Below are 25,264 nucleotides of genomic sequence, written 5' to 3'. Positions count from 1 at the left end.
CAATCTCCAGCCCCGCCGCCCCGCCTGCCAAGCCCCCGCGCTGCGGTCAGACGCCCGCCCGACGGAGGTGCGCACTGGCGCGATCCGTGCTACCTTCAAATCCACGCGCACTCTGGTCGCCGGGGTGCCCGGCCTTTGCACGGGCCGGCGTGTCGGGGCGGCCGATTGCACGCAGCGCCTTGCGGCCATGTCGCGGGGTTTTTGAGGTGTTACCGCGATCGAGGTGTTCGATGCCCCGGCCCGCCCGCTACAGCCCCTCCCGCCGTGCTGCGCCCCCCGCTGCGGCCGATGCGTTTGCGCCCGCGGACACTGCCGCACCGGCCACCGCACCCGCAGCGCCATCGGCCGCTGCCGATGCCTCGCCCCGTGGTGCTTCGCAAGCCCCTTGGCAGCGGCCCGACCGGTGGCTGTGGCTGGCGGTGCTGGCACTGGCAGCCCTGCTGAGTGCCAGCCTGCTGCGCGCACCTGCCGGCAATGCCCGCATGCCCAGCCAGGAGGCGATCGACGCCGCCGTGCTGCGCACGCTGCAGACCCAAACCCTGCCCTCGGCCGCCACGCGGGCCGCCGAAGCCGTGATGCCCTCGGTGGTGCGGGTGGTCGGCATGGGCAAAGGCAAGGGCGACAAGGAGGAAGAGCGCGGCATCGGCACCGGCGTGGTGATTGTGGACAAGGGCGTGATCCTCACCAACCTGCATGTGGTGGCTGGCGCCGACCGGGTGCTGGTGACCTTCCACGACGGCACCGAATCCACCGCCAGCATCACCGGCGCGCAGCCCGAGAACGACCTGGCGGTGCTGCAAGCCCACAAACTGCCCGACGACCTGCAGGCCGCCACCATGCGCAGCACGCAAGACCTGCAGCCCGGCGACCAGGTGGTGGCCGTCGGCTTTCCGTTCGGCATTGGGCCCTCGGTGTCGTCCGGTGTGGTGTCGGGCCTGCAGCGCGAATTCACCTCGCCCGAGGGCAAGCGGCAGATGAGCAACCTGATCCAGTTCGACGCGGCAGCCAACCCGGGCAATTCGGGCGGACCGCTGGTCACCATGGACGGCGAGGTGGTGGGCATCGTCACCGCCATCCTCAACCCCACGCCGGCCCGCACGTTCATTGGCATCGGGTTTGCCGTGCCCATCGAGAACGCCGCCTCGGCCGCCGGCATGCCGCCGTTCTGACCGCCCTTCCCCTTCGCCCAGCGCACAAGGAGCCCCATGACCACACCCACCGCCCCGCTGTCACCCACGCCCACCCCGGCCGAAACGGCTGCGCTGATGGAACAGGTGCTGTTCCAGGTCAAGCGCGTCGTGGTGGGGCAAGACCGCTTTCTGGAACGCGTGATGGTGGCACTGCTCGCCCAGGGCCACCTGCTGGTCGAGGGCGTGCCTGGGCTGGCCAAGACGCTCACCATCAAGACGCTGGCGCGCACGCTGCAGGGCCAGTTCAAGCGCATCCAGTTCACGCCCGACCTGGTGCCCGCCGATTTGGTGGGCACGCGCATCTACCACCCGCGCACCGGCGAGTTCAGCACCACGCTGGGCCCGGTGTTTGCACACCTGCTGCTGGCCGACGAGATCAACCGCGCGCCTGCCAAAGTGCAAAGCGCGCTGCTGGAGGTGATGCAGGAGCGCCAGGTGACGATTGCCGGCGAAACGCACCGCGTGCCCGAGCCCTTTCTGGTGATGGCCACGCAAAACCCCATCGAAACCGAAGGCACCTACGCGCTGCCCGAAGCGCAGGTGGACCGCTTCATGATGAAGGTGCTGATCGGCTACCCCAGCGAGGAAGAAGAGTTCGTGATCGCGCAGCGCGCACTGGAACCCGCGGTGGAAGTGGCCGCCGTGGCCAGCATGGCGCAACTGGCGGCCCTGCAGGCGGCGCGCCGGGCGGTGTACGTGGACCCATCGCTGCTCCAGTACGTGGTGCGCCTGGTGGCCGCCACACGAGACCCGCGCGCCTGCGGCCTGCCCGACCTGGCCCCGCGCATAGCCTGCGGCGCCAGCCCGCGCGCCACCATCCACCTGGCCGAAGGTGCGCAGGCGCTGGCGCTGATGCGTGGGCGCACCTATGTGCTGCCCGAAGACCTGACCGACCTGGCTCCCGACGTGCTGCGCCATCGGCTGTCGCTGTCGTACGAAGCCCTGTCCGAAGGGCTGGACGCCGACGCCGTGCTGGCCCGCCTGCTGGCCCACCTGCCCGCACCCGCGCGGCCCCTGCACCATGACACCGCCCAGCGCGCCGCCTGACGGCCCCATGCCCAGCGCGTCGGCGCGGGCCGAGCGCCTGCTGCGCCGGCTCGAATGGCGCGTGATACGGCGTCTGGACGGGTTGCTGCAGGGCGACTACCGCACGCTGATGCGCGGCAGCGGCCTCGACCTGGCCGACCTGCGCGAATACCAGCCGCACGACGACGTGCGCCACATCGACTGGAACGTGACCGCACGGCTGCAGCAGCCGCATGTGCGCGTGTTCAGCGAAGACCGCGAGATGGCGGCCTGGTTTCTGCTGGATGTCAGCGCCTCGGTGCGCTTTGGTCCGGCCGGGCACGACAAGCACGATGTGCTGACCGGCTTTGTGGGCGTGCTCGCCCGCCTGCTCACGCGCCACGGCAACCGCGTGGGGGCGCTGTTGTATGGGGCCGACGCGGCCCGTGCGGCCACTGGTGCGCTCGACCGCAGCCTGCCGCCGCGCAGCGGGCGTGCGCAGGTGCTGCAACTGCTGCACCGCCTGCAAGCCGACGCGCCGAGCGGGCCCATGGCCCCCGCCAGCCCCCGCGCTACGGCCCTGCGCCGCTGGTTTGGCCGCAACGCCACCGCACCGGCCCCGGCACCGGTACCGGCCACCGAAGCCGGCACCGACCTGGCCGTGCTGCTGCGCGCGGGCCTGGCCACCGTCAAGCGGCGCAGCACCGTGTTTGTGGTGTCCGATTTTTTGAGCCGTCCGGGCTGGGAGCCGCTGCTGGCCCGCCTGGTCGAGCGGCACGACGTGGTGGCCGTGCGCGTGCTCGACCCCACCGAGCAGGCGCTGCCCAACGTGGGCCTGCTCACGCTGCGCGACGCCGAAACCGGCGAACTGCTGACGGTGGACACGCAGGACACCCGCCTGCGCCAGCGCTTTGCAGCGCTGGCCGAGGCCCGTGACACCGCGCTGCGCGAGCGCCTGGCGCGCGCCGGGGCCGACACGCTCGAACTCTCGACCGCCGACGACCTGACCGACGCGCTGCTGCGCTTCATGGAGCTGCGGCGGCGCAAACCCCTGCCTCGTGGCGGCGGCCCGCGCTGGCCTGCAGGCCGGCCCTGGCCCAACGCCCCGGTCGCCCAGGCCACCCCCGCCGTCCAGGCAGCGCCTGCCTGAGCGCCCTATCTTCGGAGACCGACCATGGTGTTCCTCTGGCCCTCCCTGCTCTGGCTGCTGTGCCTGGCCCCGCTGCTGGTGCTGCTGTACGTGTGGCTATTGCGGCGGCGCAAGCAGGCGGCGGTGGCGTATTCGCACTTGGCGCTGGTGCGCGAAGCCTTGGACGCATCGCGCCCCTGGCGCCGGCATGTGCCGCCGCTGCTGCTGTGGCTGGCCCTGGTGGCGCTGCTGCTGGCCGCGGCCCGGCCCATGGCCGTGATCACCCTGCCCTCGCGCGACCAGACCGTGATCCTGGCCATGGACGTGTCGGGCAGCATGCGCGCCACCGACGTGCAGCCCGACCGCATCACCGCCGCACAAGAGGCGGCGAAGGCCTTCATTGCCGAGCTACCGCGCCATGTGAAGGTGGGCATCGTCGCGTTTGCCGGCAGCGCCCAACTGGCCCAGTTGCCCACGCAAAACCACGAAGACCTGGTCAAGGCCATCGACAGCTTCCAGCTGCAGCGAGGCACAGCCACGGGCAACGGCATCATGCTGTCGCTGGCCACGCTGTTCCCCGACGCAGGCATTGACATCGCCGCCCTGGGCGGGCGGCAGTCCATGCGCCCCCGGTCGATGGACGAAGTGCTGCAGCAAGACGCCGCCAAAGGCTTCAAGCCGGTGGAGCCGGGCTCGTACACCTCGGCCGCCATCATCATGCTGACCGACGGCCAGCGCACCACCGGTGTGGACCCGCTCGAAGCCGCCAAATGGGCCGCCGACCGCGGCGTGCGCGTGTACACCGTGGGCGTGGGCACGCTGCAGGGCGAAACCATCGGATTCGAGGGCTGGTCCATGCGCGTGCGGCTGGACGAAGAAACCCTCAAGGCCATCGCTGTGCGCACGCAGGCCGAGTACTTCCACGCCGCCACGGCGGCCGACCTGCGCAAGGTGTACGAAACCCTGAGCACCCGCCTGACAGTGGAAAAGCGCGAGACGGAGGTCTCGGGGCTGTTTGCGCTGGCCGGGGCGTTGCTGGTGCTGATGGCTGGCGGGTTGTCGCTGTGGTGGTTTGGGCGGGTGGCCTGATAGGACAGGACTGGACGCTATTTTTTTGATAGCTGCTTGTGCCTGTCCATCAAGAAGAAGCAGCGTTTCGGGGTGTTTGTGCTTATTTGACAAGCACGAGCAGCTATTAAATTCGTAGCATTTGGTTGTTGGTGGCGTTAGTTTGCCGATTGCTTGTGCTGTGGTCTGAGGCCGGGATGTGCGCCCGGCGGCGCACCTTCTTTCTTTTGGGTCGCCAAAAGAAAGAAGGCAAAGAAAAGGCGACCCCACGTCTGCGTCCCTGCGCTTCGCTGTGGGCACCCTGCGGTGCTCGGTCGCGGGGCGTGCTGCGGAACTCGCTGCGCGCTGATCGCGCTCCGCTCGGACAACCGCAGCAAGCCAGACCACGATGCGGGTGTGTCCTGCGGCACACCCGCGCGCCCCGCGCCTTGCGCTCCTCGTCGCAGCCGAGGGGCCAGAGGGGTCGGCTGCTGCTGCGCAGTGACGCCGACTCCCGGGCGGCGCAGCCGCCCTGCCGATGCATAGGCCCACAGCGGTGATGCCCTCGTTGGGCCGAGCGCAGCGATGGCCCGTCTCCCCACCCCCTTCAGGATGCGCCGAGGAGCGCAGCGCCTGGGGTGGCCTGCGTGCCGAAGGACACGCAGGCTTCGTCAACTGACTCGCCGCATTTGTCCGAACGCAGCGCTGCAGGCGCGCAGTGAGTTATGCGGCGCACCCCAGGCGCGAGCACCGCAGGTTGCCCCAGACGCACTCCCGTGCGTCTGGGGTCGCAGCCTGTAGGGTCGCCTTTTCTTTGGTGACTTTCTTTTGGCGACCCAAAAGAAAGTCACTGCGCCGCCGGGCGCACATCCAGGCTCCGGAACACAGCACAAGAACAGCGGACAACCACCGCCAACCAGCCCAACCGAGACAATTGCTATTAATTTGATAGCTGCTCGTGCTCAAGAAACAAGCACAAGCAGCCCAAAACACCTCAAGCCCCCGCCAGCCGCCCCTGCACCAGCCGCAGCACCCGATCACACCGCGCCGCCAGGCTTTCGTCGTGCGTCACCAGCACAAAGGCCGTGCCCTGTTCGCGCGCACGCTGCAGCATCAGCGCAAACACGCCGTCAGCCGTGCTGCGATCAAGGTTGCCGGTGGGTTCGTCGGCCAGCACGCAGGCCGGGCGGGTGACCAGCGCACGCGCAATCGCCACACGCTGGCGTTCGCCGCCCGACAGTTCGGCCGGGCGGTGGTGCAGGCGTTCGGCCAGGCCCACGGATTCGAGCACGCGCGCCGCCTGGGCGCGGGCGTCGGCCAGGGTGTCGCGGCGGATGCGCAGCGGCATGGCCACGTTGTCGAGCGCGCTGAACTCGGGCAGCAGGTGGTGGAACTGGTACACAAAGCCCAGGTGCGCATTGCGCAGCGCGCCCTGCTGCGTGGCCGACAGGCTGTGCAGCGCCTGGCCCTGCAGCCACACGCTGCCCGCGGTGGGCGCGTCCAGCCCGCCCAGCAGGTGCAGCAACGTGCTCTTGCCGGAACCCGATGCGCCGACGATGGCCAGGGTTTCGCCCGCGCGCACCTGCAGGTCGATGCCGTGCAGCACCGTCACATCGAGCCGGCCTTCGGTGAAGCGTTTGGTCAGGCCGCGGGCTTCCAGCACCACGGCATTTTTTTCAGCGTTCATCTCAGTGGTCCACGGCACGAAACTGTCGCTCACCAGGCCGGGGCAGCCGCGCCAGGGCCGCCCCGCCGCGTGGGCTTCGGCCCCGGGCCCGCGTTGCACAGCCATGCGATAGCGGGGGAAAGGCGCGAAGCGTCTCAGGGGGGTGTTGCTTACTCATACCGCAGCGCCTCCGCCGGGTTCACGCGGCTGGCGCGCCAGCTCGGGTACAAGGTGGCCGCAAACGACAGCGCAAGCGAGATGAGCCCGATCGGCACGATGTCGCTGCCCTGCGGGTCGCTGGGCATGCGGCTGATGAGGTAGATGTCCTGCGGCAGGAAGGTCGCGCCCAGCGCGCGCTCAATGGCCGGCACGATCACATCGATGTTGAAGGCAATGCCCAGGCCCAGGAGCAGGCCCGCACCGGTGCCGATCACGCCCACCATCGCGCCCTGCACCACAAACACGCCCATGATGCTGCGTGGGCTGGCTCCGAGCGTGCGCAGGATGGCGATGTCGGCGCGCTTGTCGGTCACGGTCATCACCAGGGTCGAGACGAGGTTGAACGCCGCCACAGCCACGATCAGCGTGAGGATGATGAACATCATGCGCTTTTCGAGCTGCACGGCGGCAAACCAGGTGCGGTTCTGCTGCGTCCAGTCGCGAATCAGCAGCGGGCCGGTCATGCTGCGCGCCAGGTCCGACGCCACGGCGCGCGCCTGGTGCAGGTCTTTGAGCTTGAGCCGGATGCCCGTGGGCCCTTCGAGGCGGAACAGGCGCTGTGCGTCCTCGTGGTGCAGCATCACCAGGGCCGCATCGTATTCGTAGTGGCCCGAATCGAAGGTGCCGGCCACCGTCATCTGCTTGAGGCGCGGCACCACGCCCGCAGGCGTGACCTGCCCGGCCGGCGATACCAGCGTGACCGCATCGCCCACGCCCACGCCCAGGCTGCGCGCCAGCTGTGCGCCCAGCACCACGCGGAATTCACCGGGCACGAGCTGGCGCAGCACCTCGGCGCTGGTGGCGGCCAGGTCGGTCACGTCGCCCTCGGCAGCCGGGTCGATGCCGCGCACCAGCGTGCCTTTCATGTCTTCGCCACGCGCCAGCAGGGCCTGCGCGGCCACGAAGGGCGCGGCGCCCAGCACCTGCGGGTGCTGGCGTGCCTCGGCCAGCGTGCGCGCCAGGTCGGGCAGGGCCGCGCCCTGCGGCGCAAAAATCTCGATGTGCGAGACCACGCTGAGCATGCGGTCGCGCACCTCCTTCTGAAAGCCGTTCATCACGCTGAGCACGATGATGAGCGCGGCCACGCCCAGCGCGATGCCCAGCATGGACACGCCCGAGATGAAAGAGATGAAGCCGTTGCGCCGGGTGGCGCGCCCTGCGCGCGTGTAGCGCCAGCCCAGGGCCAGTTCGTAAGGGATCTGCATGGAAAAGACATTCGCGGCCCGCCCCGTCGGCCGGCCGGCACCGGGCGATTGTGGCATCCCGGAAAATACGACCCATGCCCGATCCCCTGCACCTGCTGATCCCTTACGCCGCCTGGCCGCCGGCCACCCCCGGCCAGGCCGCGCAGCAGCCCCCGCTGCCCGCCTTGCCGAACCTTGAAGCCCTGCTGCAGCGCATGGCCCCCACCGCCACGCTGCAGGGGGCGGAAGACAGCTTCTCCCCCCCGCACGAGCGCCTGCACGCCCGCCTGCTGGGCCTGCCCGACGCCGACGGGCAGATCCCCTGGGCCGCCTGGGCGCGCGCGCAGGCCGGCCATGCCGACGCCGCCGACAGCGCCTGGGCGTACCTCACGCCCTGCCTGTGGCAGGTGGGGGCCGACCACGTGACGCTGGCCCCGCCCGAGCAGTTGCAGCTGGACGAAGCCGCCTCGCGCGAGCTGCTCGCGTTGCTCGCCCCCTGGTTTGCCGAAGACGGCATCACCCTGCACTACGAGCAGCCCACGCGCTGGTGGGCTGCAGGCGCGGTGTTTGACGGGCTGGCCACCGCCGCGCTTGACCGCGTGCTGCGCCGCGACGTGCGCCCCTGGATGCCCGACGCCCGCCAGGCCCGCACCCTGCACCGCCTGCACAGCGAAATGCAGATGCTGCTCTACACCCACCCCTACAACGACGCCCGTGCCGCGCGCGGCCTGCCGCCCGTCAACGCCTTCTGGGTGCATGGCGCGGGCCGCTGGCAGGACGCAGCCCAGCCCGGCCCCACGGTGGACGAGCGCCTGCGCGCCCCGGCCCTGGCCGGTGACGCACGCGCCTGGGCCAGCGCCTGGCAGGCGCTGGACGCCGGCCCGCTGGCCGCGCTGCAAGCCGCTGCTGCACAAGGCCAGCGTGTGCAGATCACGCTGGGCGGCGAGCGCGCCGCGCAGACCTGGGCCAGCGCGCCCCAGCCCTGGTGGCGGCGCCTGGCCGCGCGCTGGCAGGGGCCACGCTGGCCAGCCGTGGCGGCGGGCCTATGAAGATTGTGCCCCGCAGCGTGCCGCCACGCGCGGCCTGGGCGCTGGAGCAGGCGGGCGTGCACCCGTTGCTGGCGCGCCTGTACGCCGCGCGCGGCGTGGCCACGCACGACGAGCTGGACGATTCCCTCGCGCGCCTGCTGCCGCCCGCCGATCTGCTGGGGGCCGATCAGGCCGCCCGGCTGCTGGCCGACGCCATGGCCGCCGACCAGCGCATCTGCATCGTGGCCGACTACGACTGCGACGGTGCCACCGCCTGCGCCGTGGCGGTGCGCGGCCTGCGGCTGCTGGGCGCGCGCCAGGTGGACTACCTGGTGCCCGACCGCGTGGTGGACGGCTATGGCCTCACGCCCGTGATTGCCGAGCGCGTGCACGCCCGCGGTGCGCAGGTGCTGGTGACGGTGGACAACGGCATCGCCAGCGTCGAAGGCGTGGCCGAGGCCCGCCGCCTGGGCCTGACCGTGATCGTGACCGACCACCACCTGCCCGGGCCAGCGCTGCCCGAGGCCGACGCGCTGGTCAACCCGAACCAGCCGGGCTGCGCCTTTGCCAGCAAGGCCATGGCCGGTGTGGGCGTGATGTTCTATGTGCTGCTGGCGCTGCGGGCCGAGCTGCGTGAGCGCGGACAGTTTGGCGCAGCGGCACAGCCGCGGCTTGATGCGCTGCTGCCGCTGGTGGCGCTGGGCACGGTGGCCGACGTGGTGCGCCTCGACTCCCACAACCGCCGCCTGGTGGCCCAGGGCCTGCGCCGCATCCGTGCGGGCAGCCAGCCCGCAGGCATGGCGGCATTGTTCGAGGCCGCAGGCCGCCGGCCCGAAGCCGCCACCACCTTCGATTTTGGCTTTGCGCTGGGCCCGCGCATCAACGCTGCGGGCCGCCTGGCCGACATGACGCTGGGCATCGAATGCCTGCTGACCGACGACCCGGCGCGCGCGCAGGAACTGGCCCGCACGCTGGACGCCATCAACCGCGAGCGCCGCGACATCGAAGGCGGCATGCGCGAGCAGGCCTTTGCGCTGGCCGAGCATTTGTTCGAGGACGAAGCCAGCGCGCCGCCGGCCGTCTGCGTATTCGACCCCGACTTCCACGAAGGCGTGGTGGGCATCGTGGCCAGCCGCATCAAGGACCGGCTGCACCGCCCAGCCTTTGTGTTTGCGGCCAGCAGCGCGCCAGGCAAGGCGCACGAGATCAAGGGCTCAGGCCGGTCGATTCCGGGCTTTCATCTGCGCGACGCGCTGGACCTGGTGGCCAAGCGCCACCCGGGGGTGCTGCTCAAGTTTGGCGGGCACGCCATGGCCGCGGGCTGCACGGTGGCACGCGAGCAGTTCGAGGTGTTTGCCCAAGGACTGGCCCAGGTCGCGCGCGAATGGCTGGATGCGGCCACACTCACGCGCCGCATCGAAACCGACGGCCCGCTGCCGCCCGAGTACTGCCGCACCGAGGTGGTGGACACGCTGCACCGCGAGGTCTGGGGCCAGGGCTTTGCGCCGCCCACCTTCAGCGACGAGGTGGAGGTGCTGAGCCAGCGCGTGGTGGGCGAAGGGCGCAACCACCTGCAGCTCAAGCTGCTGCACCAGGGCCAACCCGTGGACGCCATCTGGTTCGGCCACACCGACCCGCTGCCCGGCCGCGTGCTGCTGGCCTGGCGGCTGGACGTGAACGAATGGCGTGGCGAGCGCAAAGTGCAGTTTCTGGTGGAAGGTGCGGTCGCAGCGGGAGCGTAGCTAGCTTGCTGCCCGCTTGGGCATGTGCCGACGCAGAGTGGGTGAATTGGACGTATAGGCATTGGCCGACCCCGGTATATCCCGCAGAATGGGTGTGCGATGGGAGCTGCACAGGTGGCCACCCAGTACCACGCGAAGGGAGTCAGGATGCTCGCTCGTATGCCGGTCGCCCGCCAGCTTTTGCTGGGCTTTGGCCTCATCAGTCTGATCACGCTGCTGGAAGCAGCCGTTGTGTGGTTCAGCGTCAGTGGCATGGACAACTCCTTGCGCTACGCCTCGGATCGTCTGTTCCCCCAGGTGGAGCGCATCGGTCAACTGGAAGTCACCATCGTCCGCGCCTCGCTTGAAACACGGCACGCGATGCTGATGCGCACCCCGCAGGAGCGAGAGGCAACGCTTGCCGAGATTGATCGGCTGGTTCAGCGGGCCGAGCAGCTCATCGCGGACATGGAGCGCGACCTGAGCACCGCCGAAGGCAAACAACGGTTAGACGCCGTCAAGCGCAGCAAAGAGGGGTTCCTCGCGGCTGCAGGCCAAATCATCCCCCTGATCAGAGCGGGTCAGGTCGATCCAGCGGTGGACATGCTCACCAACAAGGTCATCCCGGCACGCAATGCGTTTCTCGGGGCCATTGAGCACCAGCGCGAATGGCAACGGGAGCTGCTCCTGACCTCCAATGCCAAGGCGCTGACGACCGGTGCGCGTACCGAGTGGCTGGTTCTGGTGGTGGCCGTTCTGACGGCATTGCTGGGCATTGGGCTGGCACTCGCATTTTCGCGGCATCTGGCGCGCTTGCTGGGCGGTGAACCTGGAGATGCCGTGGAGGCCGTGCAGGCGATCGCGGCCGGCAACCTGGTCCAGCAAGTGCCTGTGCGTGCGGGGGACACGCGCAGCGTCATGGCTGCGCTGGCCGCCATGCAACAGGGCCTCACGGGCCTGGTCGCCAGCGTGCATGCAGAAGTGGACAGCGTCACCTCCGCCTCTGGGCAGATCGCCTCGGGCAATGCGGATCTAGCCCTGCGCACCGAGCGACAGGCGGCCAGCTTGCAGCAGATTGCCAGCACCATGGCGCAGATCACACAGTCGGTGCGCGCCAATTCCGAAAGCGCCCGGCATGCCGTAGAGATGGCGGCGACCGCCAGCGCGGCCGCGGAAGCCGGTGGCGAGGTCGTGGGCAAGGTTGTCTCAACCATGGGCGAAATCCAGGGCAGCAGTCGGCAGATCAGCGACATCACCGGCACCATCGACAGCATCGCGTTCCAGACCAACATCCTGGCGCTCAACGCAGCGGTGGAGGCAGCCCGGGCGGGCGAAGCGGGCCGGGGCTTCGCAGTGGTCGCATCGGAGGTTCGTGCTCTTGCACAGCGAAGCGCAGAGGCCTCACGTGAAATCAGATCCCTGATCGCAGCGAGCGTGAGCAAGATCGACGACGGAGATCAGCTGGTGAAAGACGCTGGACAGCGCATGGAAGAAATCGTGCGCCAGGTGCACATGGTCAGTCAGATGCTCTCTGACATGAGCAACAACGGCGACGCGCAAACCCGTAGTATTGATATGGCCAGCGCTGCGCTGGCGAAGATCGATCAGGACACCGCTCAGAACACAGCCCTGGTGGAGCGCAGCGCCGCGGCCTCGGAGAGCCTTCAGCACAACGCCGAAAAGCTCGGTGTGGCAGTTTCCGCTTTCAGGATCTCCTGAACCCTTCGCGCGGGTGTTCGGAGCCCGATATCTCCATCCGGCGGGCAAAAAAACAGTCTGATCCGCGACTGCGGTGCCATGGGTTCACCGGACTGACCGGGCCCCAGACAAGGAGCGGAGGCATCGCAACCCGCGCCTGCGCGCGCTGCCCATCCACTGGAACGGCTACGGCTGCGGCCCCGGCGCCGGACCGCCCCCCACGTGAGCGGACCGCGGCATTCCTCAGGGTGTGCTCGGTGCGACCCATTTCCGATGACGCCCCAGACAGAAGGCTGGATGCACACCATCGCACTGTGGACAGCGGGTGTTCGCCGTGCTGACCGGACCGCCTGCCCCGAAAAGGAAAAGGGCCCGTGAGGGCCCTGTTGAGGGTTGTGACACAGCAGGCCTGGTTCAGGCACTCTGAGGCAGGGCCTCAGAAGCTCTCCCACTCATCGTCGCCGCCCTTGGGGGCGGGCGCAGGCGCAGGTCGGGGTGCAGAGGCCGACTGACCGATGCGGGCGGCGGGCGCAGCAGCCGGGCTACGGGCCGGAGCCGGAGCGGAAGCACGCAAGGCGGCTGGAGCAGCAGCACGCTGCGCCGGACGCGGCGCGGCCTCCGGACGCGGGGCTGCGGCCGCGGCCCCCACGTTGAACATGGACACCACTTCAGCCAGGCGCTGCGCCTGGTCGCGCATCGAGGCTGCGGCGGCGGTGGATTCTTCCACCAGCGCGGCGTTCTGCTGTGTCATCTGGTCGAGGTGCGACACCGCCTGGTTGACCTGGGCAATGCCGTCGCGCTGCTCCACCGACGAGGCGGTGATCTCGCCGATCAGGTCGCTCACGCGGCGCACGCTGGAGACGATCTCTTCCATCGCCTGGCCGGCCTGGGCGACCTGGGCCGAGCCCGAGTCCACGTTCTCGACCGACTTGCTGATCAGCGTCTTGATCTCCTTGGCGGCCTCGGCGCTGCGCTGTGCGAGCGTGCGCACCTCGCCCGCCACCACGGCAAAGCCGCGGCCCTGTTCGCCTGCGCGGGCCGCTTCCACCGCGGCGTTCAGGGCCAGGATGTTGGTCTGGAAGGCAATGCCGTCGATCACGCCGATGATGTCGGAGATCTTGCGCGAGCTGTCGGTGATGTGCTGCATGCTCGTGACCACCTGGCCCACCACGTCGCCGCCGCGCGCGGCCGCCTGGGCGGCGGTGCTGGCCAGCTGGTTGGCCTGGCGGGCGGTGTCGGCCGACTGGGTGACCGTGGCCGTGAGTTCTTCCATGCTGGCGGCGGTTTCTTCGAGGTTCGACGCCGTTTGCTCGGTGCGCGCCGACAGGTCGTGGTTGCCGTTGGCAATCTCGACCGACGCCGAGGACACCGAATCGACGCCCGAACGCACCTCGGTCACCACGTTGCGCAGCCGCTGCGTCATCGCGCCCAGCGCGCGCAGCATGTCGCCAAACTCGTCTTTGCGGGCCGTCTGTAACTCGCGCGTGAGATCTCCGGCCGCGATCGCTTCGGCCAGTGCCACCGTTTGGTCGAGCGGATCTTTGATGCTGTGCACCAGCCGCCACGCCATGAACAATCCCACCGCTACGATCAGGAGGGAAGTGACGATGCCCCAGATGGCGTACTCCACCCGCTTGGCCGTTGCCTGGGCGCGAATGGCTTCACGCCGTTGCTCCAGCACCTTCACGAAGTCGTCCTGAGCCTGTAGGTAGCGCGCCACCATCGGCATCAGTTCGCCGTCCACATAGCGCTGGGTGGCGGCGGCATCCCCTGCCGCCTTCACCTGACCGGTTTTGGCAGTGGTGGCCAACACGGCCTTGCGCTCTGCGGCGACCTTTTCAATGGCCGCCTTCTCTTCGGGCGTGGTCGCCGCTGCCGTGACTTGCTCCTGCAGTTTGGAGATGCTGGCGATGATCTGCTGAACCCGCGCGTCGTACTGCTGCGCCAGCGCGGCATCGGTGGTGATGGTCGATCCCACCACCATGTTCACCGCGGTTTCCGTAGAGCCGCGCCAACGGATGGCGGTGGAAATACGGCCTTCAATCTCGACCACCTCGTCGATGGCACTTGCCATGGCCGTGTTGGCCCGGTTCTGTGCAAAGCCCGACAGGATGACCATCGCGATCATCAGGATGATGAATGCCCCCCAGAGCTTGCGGGCGACGCGGACATTGTCTAACTGCATGGTGTGACCTCTTGTGACTTTCTGCGAACCCTGAAGATGCCCCGCTCCGCGAGAAATCTGCCCACAGCCTTCGCAGACCAAAGCCTACGCCAGCATGGCACCAGGATGCGCCCTGCGCCGGATGGGACAAACCCGTAGAATCGGTCTCGTGCCCACTTACCTCAACGCAGACCTCCATTGTCACTCTGTTGTGTCTGATGGCACGCTGGAACCTGAAGCACTGGCCGCCCGGGCCCGCGCCAACGGGGTGGAGCTGTGGGCTCTCACAGACCATGACGAGATCGGCGGCCAGCACCGCGCAGCCCAGGCGGCTCGCACGCATGGCTTGGCGTACCTGACGGGCACTGAGATCTCGGTCACTTTTGCCGACACCACGGTGCACATCGTGGGCCTGGGTTTTGATGCCGGCGACACCCGGCTGGCCCAGGGCCTGGCGGCCACCCGCGGCGGACGTGAGGAACGCGCCCGCGAGATTGCCGATCAGCTCGCACAGGTGGGCATTCGCGGCGCCTACGAGGGCGCACTGAAATTCGTGGGCAACCCGGAACTGATCTCCCGCACCCACTTTGCGCGTTTTCTGGTGGAAAGCGGCGTCTGCCGTGACACGCCCGAGGTGTTTCGCAAGTACCTCACCGAGGGCAAGCCCGGCTACGTTCCGCACCGTTGGGCGGCGCTGGGCGATGCGGTGCGCTGGATCCGAGAGGCGGGTGGCATTGCCGTGATTGCCCACCCGGCACGCTACAAGTTCACCGCCACCGAGGAATACGCGCTGTTCTCTGAGTTCAAGGAGCACGGTGGCCAGGCAGTGGAAGTGGTGACCGGCAGCCATACGGCAGCCGAGTACGTGACCTATGCCGACATGGCGCGCGAGTTCGGCCTGGCTGCCTCGCGCGGCAGTGACTTCCACAGTCCAGACGAATCGCACACCGACCTGGGCGCACTGCCCTACTTGCCGGGTGGTCTGACACCCGTGTGGGACTTGCTCGAAGCCCGTATCCAACCGGCCGTCTGAGCGGAGCGGGCATGGCGCAGCTCTTCGAAGTTCACCCCGAGAATCCGCAGCCGCGGTTGATCAAACAGGCGGTGGCGCTGCTGCACAAGGGCGGCGTCGTGGCAACGCCCACCGATTCGAGCTATGCGCTAGTCTGCCACCTGGACGACCGCGATGCGGTAGAGCAATTGCGCCGCATCCGTCAGGTGGACGAGCGCCACCACCTCACGCTGCTGTGCCGCGACCTGTCGGAGCTGGCCAGCTACGCCCGCGTGGACAACCGCCAGTACCGCCTGCTCAAGCTCGCCACGCCGGGCCCGTACACCTTCGTGCTCGAAGCCACCAAGGAAGTCCCGCGCCGCGTCAGCCACCCCTCGCGCAAGACGATCGGCCTGCGCGTACCTGACCATCCGGTGCTGCTTGAACTGCTGGCCCAGCATGGTGCACCCCTGCTGGCCACCACACTGATCCCGGCCGGTGAAACCGAGCCGCTGAACGACGCCGAGGAGATCCGCCAACGCTACCAGCACGCCGTGGCGGCCGTGATCGACGCTGGCGGATGCCCGCTGGAGCCCACCACCGTGCTCGACCTCACGCCCATGGGTACGGGTGGAGACCCTGAAGTGCTGCGAGAAGGTCGCGGCAGCCTGAGCGCGCTGGGGCTCTGACCCCGACGCGCAGCCCGGTGACCTGCGCCCGGCTCTGAGACAATGGCGCGGTGGACCTCGCCAACATCTTCCAGACCGTTCTGATCTACGCCCTGCCCGTGTTGTTTGCCATCACGGTGCACGAGGCCGCCCATGGCTATGCGGCTCGCCAATTCGGCGACCACACCGCCTCCATGATGGGACGCATCACGCTCAATCCGGTCAAGCACATCGACCCGGTCGGCACCATCCTGATGCCGCTGCTGCTGTATTTCGCCACCTCTGGCGCGTTTCTGTTCGGCTATGCGAAGCCGGTGCCAGTGAACTTCGGTAACCTGCGCAATCCCAAGCGCGACATGGTCTGGGTGGCGCTGGCGGGGCCGGCGTCCAACTTCGTGCAGGCCGTGGCCTGGGCCGTGCTACTGCTGGTGTTGCTGGGCGTCGGAGTGGAGGAACGCTTCTTCCTGGAAATGGCCCGCGCCGGCGTGCTGGTCAACCTGGTGATGTGGGCGTTCAACCTGTTTCCGTTGCCGCCACTCGATGGCGGTCGCATCCTGGTGGGCCTGCTGCCCTGGCGACAGGCGTACTGGGTGTCTCGCATCGAGCCCTATGGCTTTTTCATTGTGATGGGCCTGGTCATCGCAGGCGTCGTGGGCGCGCTGTGGCTGCGCCCACTGATGGGCGTGGGCTACGAAGTCATCCGCCTGCTGCTCACCCCGCTGCGCATGCTGCTGGGTTGAGCCGCTCTCTACCGATCTGCGCACCACGCGCTGCACCGTTTTTTGCTTGATCTCATGAGCACCACCCGATTTCTCACCGGTATCACCACCACCGGCACGCCTCACCTGGGCAACTACGTCGGCGCGATCCGCCCCACCGTGCAAGCCAGCCGCCGCGCAGGCACTGAGAACTTCTACTTTCTGGCCGACTACCACGCGCTCATCAAGTGTGAAGACCCTGCACGCATCCAGCGTTCCACCCTTGAGATTGCGGCCAGCTGGCTCGCCTGCGGTCTCGATCCCGAACATGTCACGTTCTACCGCCAATCCGACATTCCAGAGATTCCTGAACTGACCTGGCTGCTGACCTGCGTCACTGGCAAGGGCTTGCTCAATCGCGCCCATGCCTACAAGGCCGCACAGGACAAAAACGCAGCTGCCGGGCGCGAGACCGACGACGGCGTGACCGCCGGGCTTTTCATGTACCCGGTGCTGATGGCGGCCGACATCCTGATCTTCAATGCCCACAAGGTTCCGGTGGGCCGCGACCAAGTGCAGCACATCGAGATGGCGCGCGACATCGCGTCGAGCTTCAACCATCTGTACGGCGAGCACTTCACGCTGCCGGAAGCGGCGGTGGACGAGCATGTGGCCATTCTTCCGGGCCTGGACGGCCGCAAGATGAGCAAGAGCTACGACAACACCATCCCGCTGTTCTCGCCGCGGGAGAGTTTGCGCAAGCTCATTGGCGGCATCCTCACCGACTCGCGTGCCCCGCGTGAAGCCAAAGACACCGAAGGCTCGGCGCTGTTCCAGATCTACCAGGCCTTCGCCACGCCTGAGGAAACCGAGCAGATGCGCCGCGCCTACGCAGACGGTGTGGCCTGGGGCGACGTGAAGCAGGCGCTGTTCGAGCGTGTGGAGCGCGACATGGCACCGCTGCGCGCCCGCTATGAGGACCTGATCGCACATCCCCAGCGCATTGAAGACACGCTGCAGGCGGGGGCAGACCGCGCCCGCAAGACCGCCACGCCTTTTGTGCGCGAGTTGCGCCGTGCGGTCGGACTGCGTCACCTGGGCCAGGGGACGGCCACCGCCGCAGCGCCCAAAGCGGGCAAGCCCTCGCTTCCCAGCTTCAAGCAGTACCGCGAAGCCGATGGTGCCTTTTACTTCAAGCTGGTGGACAGCCATGGCCGGGTGCTGCTGCAAAGCGGTGCCTTCGCACAGCCCAAAGCCGCTGGCCAGACCATTGCGCGGCTGCAGCAGGAGCCTGCCGCACTGGCCGAGATGGCCACCAGCCTCGCGCTGGGCCAAGGCGTATCGCTGACCGATGTGCAGGCCGCACTGCAGACCATGCGAGACGCGGCAGCCGCCTGAGCTGCACGCACACATCGTTCAGACTTGCCATGCGCTTGTGCTTTCAGCGGTCCTGGCGTGCGGCGGGAGTGGCCTGCCTGGCGTGGGCGCTGGCGGGTTGCGCAGCCACACGGCCCACCGGCACGCCCGCGCCGGAACACTGGACGAACACGCTGGGTATGGTGTTTGTACGAGTACCCGCCGGCAGCTTCACCATGGGGGGCATTGAATCGGCCGAATCACTGGCCCGCGACTACCCCAGCCTGGAACCCGCCCGCTTTGCGCAGCTACAGGACGAAGGCCCCCCACACACGGTGCACATCCGCAGCGCTTTTTACCTCGGACAGCACGAGGTCACGGTCGGCCAGTTCCGCCGCTTTCTGGAACAGTCTGGACACCGGCCCGAATCGGAAGCCGATGGCACCGGAGGCTATGGCTACAACCCCAACTACGACCCTACCACCACGCCACGCGGCGACGCCTTCGAAGGCCGGTCGCCACGCTACTCGTGGCGCAATCCGGGTTTTGCGCAAACAGACCAGCATCCGGTCGTCAACGTCAGCTGGAACGACGCCCAGGCCATGGCGCGCTGGTTGAGCGCTACCGAAGGGCGGCGCTATCGCCTGCCGACCGAAGCCGAGTGGGAATACGCCTGCCGGGCCCGTACACGCAGCCGCTACCCCCATGGCGACGACCCCACCGTACTGGCCGCACATGCCAACCTGTTTGACCAGCGCGCAGCCCCGCTGTGGCCCCGCTGGCGCCAACATGCCGTGCCCGGCGACGACGGCCATGCCTTTACCGCCCCGGTGGGCAGCTACCCGGCGAACGCCTGGGGCCTGCACGACATGGTGGGCAACGCCTGGGAATGGGTGCAGGACTGGCACGACGACCATGCCTACACCACGGCCGATCGAACCGACCCCCAAGGCCCGTCCGACGGCGGCGTGCGCGTGCGGCGCGGCGGCTCGTGGCACACCTGGGCGTTTTATGCGCGCTGCGGCTTTCGCAACTGGAACAGCCCCTCCACACGCTATCCGCTCGTGGGCTTTCGGCTACTGCTGGAAGCGCCCGTGGGCACACCGCGGTGAGCGCCGTACACTCAATCGACCCACATCAAGTGCCTGTCGAGGAGACCCCCATGACCCATTCCCCCTTCCTGCTGGCCGCTGTGCTGGGCGCCGCCGCCCTGCTCAGCGCGTGCAACGCCAGCGGCCGCCCGTCTTACCCGATGGCCTCGGGCCAGGACCGCACGTTCTCGGTGCCGGTGTACGGCAATCAACAGGCACAAGCCCACGCGACGGCGCAACGCCAGTGCAGCAAGGTCGGGCTCTTCCCTCGTGTGCTTCGCGACGAAGGACATCGCATCGTCTTTGAATGCGTAAGCGAGGCCTCACCTGACCGCCGCCCCTGACACGGCCGAGCCAGGCGCAACGCCCACCCGGCGGGTGCTGGCACGGCTGCGCGTGACCCCGGCCTGTGGCATGGGCCCTTCCAGCACCACGGTCACGCTGGAACAGCGAGGCCCGCGTTTTGCAGCCGTGGTCGTGGAACGTAGCCCGTGGGTGCCCCGGCCGGCCCGGCGGCGTGTGGCCGTGGACGCCCAGGAGGTCGAACGGCATCTGGCGCAATTGCGCAGGTGCCGCGTGCCGGCATGGCCCGAAAGCCCGCCAGTGTGTGATGGCGCCTATGTGGAACTGACCGTGCACGGCGCCGGCAGCACGCTCACGCTCGGGTGGTGGACGCTGGCGCCCGAGGGCGCAGAAGGCTTTGCGCGCTTCGCGCGATGGTTGGTGGGCTTCAGCAGCTCATGATGGGGCTTCGGCCTGGCCCAAAGAAAAAGCCGCTTTGCAGGGCCCTGAGGCATTTGCAAAGCGGCTTTCGTTTTGGCGGAGAGGGTGGGATTCGAACCCACGGTGATGTTGCCACCACGCCTGATTTCGAGTCAGGTACATTCGACCACTCTGCCACCTCTCCTGCATTCGTGTCGAAGCCTGCGATTGTAGCAGCAAATCGCCACGCATCCGCAAGGCTGCGACTGCGCGCTGGCCGGGGCTCCAAGGCCCGGTATGCTCCAAAGTCCTTGATTCCGACGAGGACAGCCCGCCGTGCCCCTGCCACATCCTGCATCCAAAGGCCTGCCCGCCACCGCCCTGCACGCACCTGCACCGCAAGCCCCGCCCCACGACTGGAACCTGTTGCGCGGCGATCTGCCGCTGCCGTTGGCCGTGCTCCATGAGGAAGCACTGGCCCACAACCTGCGGTGGATGCAGGCCTACGCCCGGCGCAAAGGCGTGTGGCTGGCACCGCATGGCAAAACCACCATGTCGCCCGAGCTGTTTACCCGCCAGCTTGCCGCAGGGGCGTGGGGGCTAACGTTTGCCACCGCTTATCAGGCAAGCGTCGGGGTCGAGGCCGGTGCGCGCCGCATCATCATCGCCAATCAGGTGGTCGCCGATGCCGACTTTCGCCTGCTGGACGCCCTGCTGCGTGCGCGCAACGACCTGCGGTTGTGGTTCCTTGTGGATTCACATGCACAGCTGGCGCTGGTGGAGGAGTGGGCCGAACGCGAAGGCCAGGGGCGCGTGTTCGACGTGCTGCTGGAGCTGGGCGTGGCTGGCCAGCGCACGGGTTGCCGCACGCACGAGCAAGCCATGGCCCTGGCGCAGGCGCTGCGTGCGTCGCCTCATGTGCGACTGGGCGGCGTCGAATGCTACGAAGGCGGCCTGGCACGCTGCGACAGCGCCCACGACAGTGCTGCGGTGAGCGACCTGGTACGCCGCGCGCAGGCCCTGGTGCGCGAGGCCGACGCGCACGACCTGTGGGAAGACAGTGCGGTGATGCTGAGCGCTGGCGGTTCCGCAGTGTTTGATCTGGTGCTGCCGTTGCTGCAGATGCAGGGGCTGCGCCGACCGGTGCAGGGCGTGTTGCGATCGGGCTGCTACATCACCCACGACCACGGCCACTACCGCCGCCTGCTGCAGCAGGTGGAACAGCGCGAGGGCTTGCAAGACTCCCTTCAGCCAGCGCTGGAGGTATGGACCCACGTGCAGTCTGTGCCCGAGCCGGGTCTGGCGCTGCTGACCTGTGGGCGGCGGGACATTTCCTACGACATCGAAATGCCGATGCCCTTACGACACCTGCCGCGCGGCGCCCACAACGCCGTGGAAGCACCCGCCTCGTGGACGATTCGCGCGCTCAACGACCAGCACGCGTACCTCCATTTCGACCCGGCGGCCCAGGACGCCCCCCCGGCCGTGGGCGACCGGGTGGTGCTGGGCCTGTCGCACCCCTGCACCACCTTCGACAAGTGGCGCTGGATGCCGGTGGTCAATGCGGCGGGCGACGTGGTGGATGCGATCACCACGCGCTTTTAGTGGTGGCTGCGGCCCCGCTCAGGGCGCAGCTGTGACGATCTCCAGCGCCAGGTCGTCGGCCCATAGCGTGCCCTGCTCCTCCAGCATCACACCCACGCGCAGGCGCTCAGCGTTGGCGGGGATGGGCAGTTCGATCTGGTAGCGCTTCCAGCCCTGGGTGCCCCGCACACGAGCGTCGTTCATATGGTTCCAGGTCTGGATGGCGCCATCGGGGCCGACGGCCTGCATCACCAAGCCTGCGCCCACGCCGTTGGCGTCTTCGGTACGCAGATGACCCGACAAGCGGGCCCGCTGCCCCTGCCAGCACGGAGCCACTTTCAGTGTCTGATCCAGCACGCCAAAGTCTTCGGGCTTGACCTGGCGGATGCGGGCACTGGCCGGCGCGGTAAGCGGCGCCTTGTCGTCAGCGACGAATTCGTAGTGGCCGCGCACGCGGTGCTCCTTGGCCACCCACTGGGCCGGGGCACCGTCGGTGCCCACATTGAACGAGGCGTTCTCAAGCGCGACGCGCGCGGGCTTGTCGGGTGCCGGGCAGGTGGACGACTGGGCCAGGGCTGGGACAGCAACGGTAGCCGTCAGCAACGCGGCAAGCAAGGGGCGACGCAGAAAAAGCATGGAAGACAATCCAACAACAACGGATGAGCGCGGATGGTACGGGCCTGGCGTGCAGCGCACGCCAGTGTCCGCAGGCCGGCTGGGGTTGCCACGCTCAGGCCCGCAGCACCTCCAGCCCCCCCAGGTAGGGCCGCAGCGCCTCGGGCACCACCACGCTGCCATCGGCCTGCTGGTAGTTTTCGAGCACGGCCACCAGCGTGCGGCCCACGGCCAGGCCCGAGCCGTTGAGCGTATGCACGAGTTCGTTCTTGCCCTGGGCGTTCTTGAAGCGGGCCTGCATGCGGCGGGCCTGGAAGGCTTCGCAGTTGCTGACCGAGCTGATCTCGCGGTAGGTGTTCTGCGCGGGCAGCCAGACTTCGAGGTCGTAGGTCTTGGCCGCGCCAAAGCCCATGTCACCCGTGCACAGCAGCATCACACGGTAGGGCAGGCCCAGTTTCTGCAGGATGGCCTCGGCATGGGCGGTCATCTGTTCGAGCGCTTCGTAGCTCTGCTCGGGGTGCACGATCTGCACCATCTCGACCTTGTCGAACTGGTGCTGGCGGATCATGCCGCGGGTGTCGCGGCCGTAGCTGCCGGCCTCCGACCGGAAGCAGGGCGTGTGGGCCGTGAGCTTGAGGGGCAGGTCGGCTTCGGCCAGCACCTGGTCGCGCACGAAGTTGGTCAGCGGCACCTCGCTGGTCGGGATCAGGTAGAGCGCGGCGTTGTCGGGCACAGGCTCGCCGTCCTGGCCGCCCTTTTTGGCGGCAAACAGGTCGCCTTCAAACTTGGGCAGCTGGCCCGTGCCCTTGAGCGAATCGGCGTTGACGGCATAGGGCACATAGCACTCGGTGTAGCCGTGCTCCTGGGTCTGCACGTCCAGCATGAATTGCGCGAGCGCACGGTGCAGGCGGGCGATCGGGCCCTTCATCACGGTAAAGCGCGAGCCCGAGAGCTTGACGCCCAGGTCGAAGTCCAGCCCCAGCGGCGTGCCCACGTCCACATGGTCTTTCACCTCGAACGCATAGGTCTGCGGTGTGCCCCAGCGGCGCACTTCCACGTTGCCGCTGTCGTCGCCGCCCACGGGCACGCTGTCGTGCGGCAGGTTGGGCACAGCCACGAGCATGGCCTGAAGCTCCGCCTGGATCTGGTCCAGGCGGGCGGCCGATTGCTCCAGCTCCACCTTGGACGCAGCCACCTGCGCCTTGGCGGCCTCGGCGCCGTCCTTGTCGCCCTTGCCCATGAGCATGCCGATCTGCTTGGACAGCTGGTTGCGCTGCGCTTGCAGCTCCTCCGTGCGGGTCTGCAGGGTTTTGCGCTCGGCCTCCAGCGCCTGGAAGGCGGGCACGTCCAGGAAGGCCTGGGGCTTCTTGCGGGTTTCCAGGCGCGCGATGGCGGTGTCGAGGTCTTTGCGGAGGAGAAGGATGTCAAGCATGGTGCGGGATTTTAGAAGAGCGCCCCGCACGCACCCTGCAAGGGGTTGGCGCAGCACTCCGTCGGCCGGTCTGGACGGCCAGGGGCGGTGCTCAGGCCAGGCTGGCGGGATCGCAATTGGCCCCGCACAGCACCAGCAGCACACGCTGCCCCTGTGCCGGGCGCACGGCCCCGGTCTGCAGCGCGGCCACGCCCAGCGCTGCGGCAGGCTCCACAGCCAGGTGCAACTCGCTCCACAGCCAGCGCTGGGCGTGGCGGATGGCAGCATCGCTGAGCAGCACGCTGGCGTGCACGTGCTGTTGTGCCACGGCCCAGGCAATGTCGCCGATGCGGCGTGCGCCCAGCGAATCGGCCGCGATGCCACCCACGGCCACATCCACCGGTGCGCCCGCAGCGCGCGCAGCGTGCAAGGTGGGCGCGCCCTCGGGCTCCAGCGCCACCACCTGGGCGCGGCTGTCCACCCAGGCGGCCACGCCACCAATCAACCCGCCGCCGCCAACGCTGACGAGCCACTGGTCCGGCAAGAAGCCCGCCTGGGCTTCGCATTCAAGCGCCAGCGTGCCCGCGCCCGCTACCACCTCGGTCTGGTCGTAGGCGTGGGTGAGCAAGGCACCCGTGGCGCGCTGGCGCTCCAGGCAGGCGGCCAGCGCATCGGCGTACACCGCGCCCGTCACCACCACCTCAGCCCCCAGGGCCCGCAGGCGCGCGCGCTTGGCCTCGGGCGAGACCTCGGGCACGAACACCTCGCAGCGCACGCCCAGGGCGCGCGCGGCCGCTGCCGTGGCAATGCCCGCGTTGCCGCCCGAGGCCACGATGACCCCGCTGGCCGGCAGCGGCTGCTGCGCAAGCAGGCGGTACAGCATGCCCCGCGCCTTGAAGCTGCCGCCCACCTGCGTGTGCTCGAGCTTCAGCCACACCTCACAGCCCGGAGCGCCCAGCAAGGCGCCCGGCAATGCCATCAGCGGGGTGGTACGCAAAAAGCCGGGCTGCGCCTGCAGCCGCTGGTGGGCCTGGGCGATGAGAGTACGGTCTGGAATCTGGAGGGTCATGGCAACAAGCTTGGCAAACAATCGCAGCGCAACGGCCCAGCGCACCCGCGCCCCGACGACAACAGGAGGCACGCCCGCACGCGAGCGTGTGCAGTGTAGGCGCTGGCCGCGCATGCAGGCTGCCGCTACCATCGCCCCACACACGCACAGCGGGCCGCCGGGCCCCATCAGGAGGCGCAGCCATGTTCTTTGTCTTCGGCCCTTCGGGCCAGATGTACCGGGGCGGGCCCGAAAACCTCGACAAGATCGCGCCCGTGCGGCGCGCGGGCCGACCGCAGGCGCTGCGCACCCGCAGCGCCACCGAGGAAGACCCGCCAGTGCCCTATCACCACGCCCCGGGCCTGCCGCCCCGCAGCGCGCCCGGAGCCAGCGCCGAGCCCGCGGCCCCGGTGCCCGTCAGCCGCCGCGTGCTGGGGGCCGTACAAGCCTACGCCCAGACGCTTGCGGGCCCCGCGCCCCGGCGCGAGCCGCTGTCGCGGGTGCAGGACGTGATGACCCCGGGCGGGCTGAGCGTGCCCCCGGACATCCGCGTGAACGACGCCTGGCAGACGCTGGCCGAACACGGCGTGGCCCAGGCCCCGGTGGTGGACACCCTGGGCCGCGTGGTGGGCCTGCTGCTGCGGGCCGACATGGCCCCGCTCGACCTGCTGCCCGAACCGGGGGCCATCAAGGACGCCATTGCGCTCGCACGGCGGCCGGTGTCCGAGGTGATGGTCTCGCCCGTACCCACCGTGGCGGCCGACACCGCGCTGCGCCGGGTGGCGGGGGTGCTGCTGTCCACCGGCCTGCCCGGCCTGCCCGTGACCGACGAGGCCGGCGTGCTGGCGGGCTTCATCTCACGCACCGACATCCTGCGGGCCGTGGCCGCAGACCCGCCGCTGGACTTGTGGAGCGGGCCGCCGGAGGGCATGGGGCTCTGAGGGTTTTGGGCTGCTCGTGCTTGGCGCCCTCAAATCTGAAGTGCAACACCTTCCAGAATGAGGCCATCATGATCAACAAGAAAAGCTACGAGCAGATCGGCGAATCCG

Annotated in this window: 22 protein-coding genes and 1 tRNA gene; 16 read left to right on the top strand and 7 right to left on the bottom strand. The window is 68.7% G+C overall.

Annotated elements, in window-relative coordinates:
• The first annotated feature begins 230 nt into the window (after positions 1–230).
• From ABD866_RS12990 to ABD866_RS12975, 4 genes are read left to right on the top strand one after another with little or no spacing between them, the layout of a single operon-like run.
• Positions 231–1,169, top strand: coding sequence for a S1C family serine protease (locus ABD866_RS12990; RefSeq protein ID WP_345065783.1), 939 nt, complete (start codon positions 231–233; stop codon positions 1,167–1,169).
• Positions 1,170–1,205: 36 nt separating this feature from the next.
• Positions 1,206–2,237: an AAA family ATPase gene (locus ABD866_RS12985; RefSeq protein ID WP_345065780.1), complete on the top strand. Its 1,032-nt coding sequence runs from the start codon at positions 1,206–1,208 to the stop codon at positions 2,235–2,237.
• A 7-nt stretch (positions 2,238–2,244) separates the two neighbouring features.
• Positions 2,245–3,345 (top strand): DUF58 domain-containing protein, encoded by a 1,101-nt coding sequence (locus ABD866_RS12980; protein ID WP_345065777.1) that lies wholly within the window; start codon positions 2,245–2,247, stop codon positions 3,343–3,345.
• 24 nt (positions 3,346–3,369) lie between these two features.
• Positions 3,370–4,413, top strand: a complete 1,044-nt coding sequence (locus ABD866_RS12975; protein WP_345065774.1) for a VWA domain-containing protein — start codon at positions 3,370–3,372, stop codon at positions 4,411–4,413.
• 952 nt (positions 4,414–5,365) lie between these two features.
• Here ABD866_RS12975 and lolD read toward each other — a convergent pair.
• A complete protein-coding gene (gene lolD, locus ABD866_RS12970; RefSeq protein WP_345065771.1) occupies positions 5,366–6,058 on the bottom strand; it encodes a lipoprotein-releasing ABC transporter ATP-binding protein LolD in 693 nt (230 codons plus the stop codon).
• 149 nt (positions 6,059–6,207) lie between these two features.
• Positions 6,208–7,461 carry a lipoprotein-releasing ABC transporter permease subunit gene (locus ABD866_RS12965; protein WP_345065768.1) on the bottom strand — a complete coding sequence of 418 codons (1,254 nt, stop codon included), beginning with the start codon at positions 7,459–7,461 and terminating at the stop codon, positions 6,208–6,210.
• A 74-nt stretch (positions 7,462–7,535) separates the two neighbouring features.
• Between ABD866_RS12965 and ABD866_RS12960 the strand changes: the two genes are divergently transcribed.
• From ABD866_RS12960 to ABD866_RS12950, 3 genes are all read left to right on the top strand, one after another.
• The gene (locus ABD866_RS12960) at positions 7,536–8,489 is read left to right on the top strand and encodes a phosphoglycerate mutase (protein WP_345065765.1); all 954 of its coding nucleotides are present in this window, start codon (positions 7,536–7,538) and stop codon (positions 8,487–8,489) included.
• Positions 8,486–10,210 (top strand): single-stranded-DNA-specific exonuclease RecJ, encoded by a 1,725-nt coding sequence (gene recJ / locus ABD866_RS12955; RefSeq protein ID WP_345065762.1) that lies wholly within the window; start codon positions 8,486–8,488, stop codon positions 10,208–10,210. The genes ABD866_RS12960 and recJ overlap by 4 nt, the downstream gene beginning before the upstream one ends.
• A gap of 114 nt (positions 10,211–10,324) precedes the next feature.
• Complete coding sequence (locus ABD866_RS12950; RefSeq protein WP_345065759.1) at positions 10,325–11,908, top strand: methyl-accepting chemotaxis protein; 1,584 nt, start codon at positions 10,325–10,327, stop codon at positions 11,906–11,908.
• A gap of 415 nt (positions 11,909–12,323) precedes the next feature.
• Here the strand turns inward: ABD866_RS12950 and ABD866_RS12945 are convergent, their stop codons facing one another.
• Positions 12,324–14,072, bottom strand: coding sequence for a methyl-accepting chemotaxis protein (locus ABD866_RS12945; RefSeq protein WP_345065757.1), 1,749 nt, complete (start codon positions 14,070–14,072; stop codon positions 12,324–12,326).
• Positions 14,073–14,220: 148 nt separating this feature from the next.
• On the opposite strand from ABD866_RS12945, the gene ABD866_RS12940 reads away from it, so the two are divergent.
• The 7 genes from ABD866_RS12940 to ABD866_RS12910 all read left to right on the top strand — a co-directional run bounded on the left by ABD866_RS12940 (position 14,221) and on the right by ABD866_RS12910 (position 19,599).
• Positions 14,221–15,084 (top strand): 3',5'-nucleoside bisphosphate phosphatase, encoded by an 864-nt coding sequence (locus tag ABD866_RS12940; RefSeq protein WP_345065754.1) that lies wholly within the window; start codon positions 14,221–14,223, stop codon positions 15,082–15,084.
• Between the two features lie 11 nt (positions 15,085–15,095).
• Positions 15,096–15,731 (top strand): L-threonylcarbamoyladenylate synthase, encoded by a 636-nt coding sequence (locus tag ABD866_RS12935; protein ID WP_345065751.1) that lies wholly within the window; start codon positions 15,096–15,098, stop codon positions 15,729–15,731.
• Between the two features lie 50 nt (positions 15,732–15,781).
• Positions 15,782–16,450: a site-2 protease family protein gene (locus tag ABD866_RS12930; protein ID WP_345065748.1), complete on the top strand. Its 669-nt coding sequence runs from the start codon at positions 15,782–15,784 to the stop codon at positions 16,448–16,450.
• Between the two features lie 54 nt (positions 16,451–16,504).
• Complete coding sequence (locus tag ABD866_RS12925; protein ID WP_345065745.1) at positions 16,505–17,806, top strand: tryptophan--tRNA ligase; 1,302 nt, start codon at positions 16,505–16,507, stop codon at positions 17,804–17,806.
• Between the two features lie 158 nt (positions 17,807–17,964).
• Complete coding sequence (locus ABD866_RS12920; RefSeq protein WP_345065742.1) at positions 17,965–18,876, top strand: formylglycine-generating enzyme family protein; 912 nt, start codon at positions 17,965–17,967, stop codon at positions 18,874–18,876.
• A gap of 50 nt (positions 18,877–18,926) precedes the next feature.
• A complete protein-coding gene (locus ABD866_RS12915; RefSeq protein WP_345065739.1) occupies positions 18,927–19,199 on the top strand; it encodes a hypothetical protein in 273 nt (90 codons plus the stop codon).
• Positions 19,200–19,269: 70 nt separating this feature from the next.
• A complete protein-coding gene (locus ABD866_RS12910; RefSeq protein WP_345065737.1) occupies positions 19,270–19,599 on the top strand; it encodes a hypothetical protein in 330 nt (109 codons plus the stop codon).
• 73 nt (positions 19,600–19,672) lie between these two features.
• Here the strand turns inward: ABD866_RS12910 and ABD866_RS12905 are convergent.
• Positions 19,673–19,762: transfer RNA gene (locus ABD866_RS12905), tRNA-Ser, on the bottom strand.
• A 131-nt stretch (positions 19,763–19,893) separates the two neighbouring features.
• Between ABD866_RS12905 and ABD866_RS12900 the strand changes: the two genes are divergently transcribed.
• Positions 19,894–21,162 carry an amino acid deaminase gene (locus ABD866_RS12900; protein ID WP_345065734.1) on the top strand — a complete coding sequence of 423 codons (1,269 nt, stop codon included), beginning with the start codon at positions 19,894–19,896 and terminating at the stop codon, positions 21,160–21,162.
• Positions 21,163–21,180: 18 nt separating this feature from the next.
• Here the strand turns inward: ABD866_RS12900 and ABD866_RS12895 are convergent, their stop codons facing one another.
• The 3 genes from ABD866_RS12895 to ABD866_RS12885 all read right to left on the bottom strand — a co-directional run bounded on the left by ABD866_RS12895 (position 21,181) and on the right by ABD866_RS12885 (position 24,224).
• Positions 21,181–21,777 carry a hypothetical protein gene (locus tag ABD866_RS12895; protein ID WP_345065731.1) on the bottom strand — a complete coding sequence of 199 codons (597 nt, stop codon included), beginning with the start codon at positions 21,775–21,777 and terminating at the stop codon, positions 21,181–21,183.
• Between the two features lie 94 nt (positions 21,778–21,871).
• Positions 21,872–23,188 carry a serine--tRNA ligase gene (gene serS, locus ABD866_RS12890; protein WP_345065728.1) on the bottom strand — a complete coding sequence of 439 codons (1,317 nt, stop codon included), beginning with the start codon at positions 23,186–23,188 and terminating at the stop codon, positions 21,872–21,874.
• A gap of 91 nt (positions 23,189–23,279) precedes the next feature.
• Positions 23,280–24,224, bottom strand: coding sequence for a threonine/serine dehydratase (locus tag ABD866_RS12885; protein ID WP_345066832.1), 945 nt, complete (start codon positions 24,222–24,224; stop codon positions 23,280–23,282).
• A gap of 194 nt (positions 24,225–24,418) precedes the next feature.
• Here ABD866_RS12885 and ABD866_RS12880 point away from each other — a divergent pair, with 194 nt between their 5' ends.
• Positions 24,419–25,156 (top strand): CBS domain-containing protein, encoded by a 738-nt coding sequence (locus tag ABD866_RS12880; protein WP_345065725.1) that lies wholly within the window; start codon positions 24,419–24,421, stop codon positions 25,154–25,156.
• Positions 25,157–25,264: the final 108 nt, after the last annotated feature.

This window comes from Acidovorax lacteus (assembly GCF_039540375.1).
GTDB classification, from domain to species: Bacteria; Pseudomonadota; Gammaproteobacteria; order Burkholderiales; family Burkholderiaceae_C; genus Acidovorax_G; species Acidovorax_G lacteus.
This window is presented reverse-complemented; position numbering and strand designations above follow the sequence as displayed.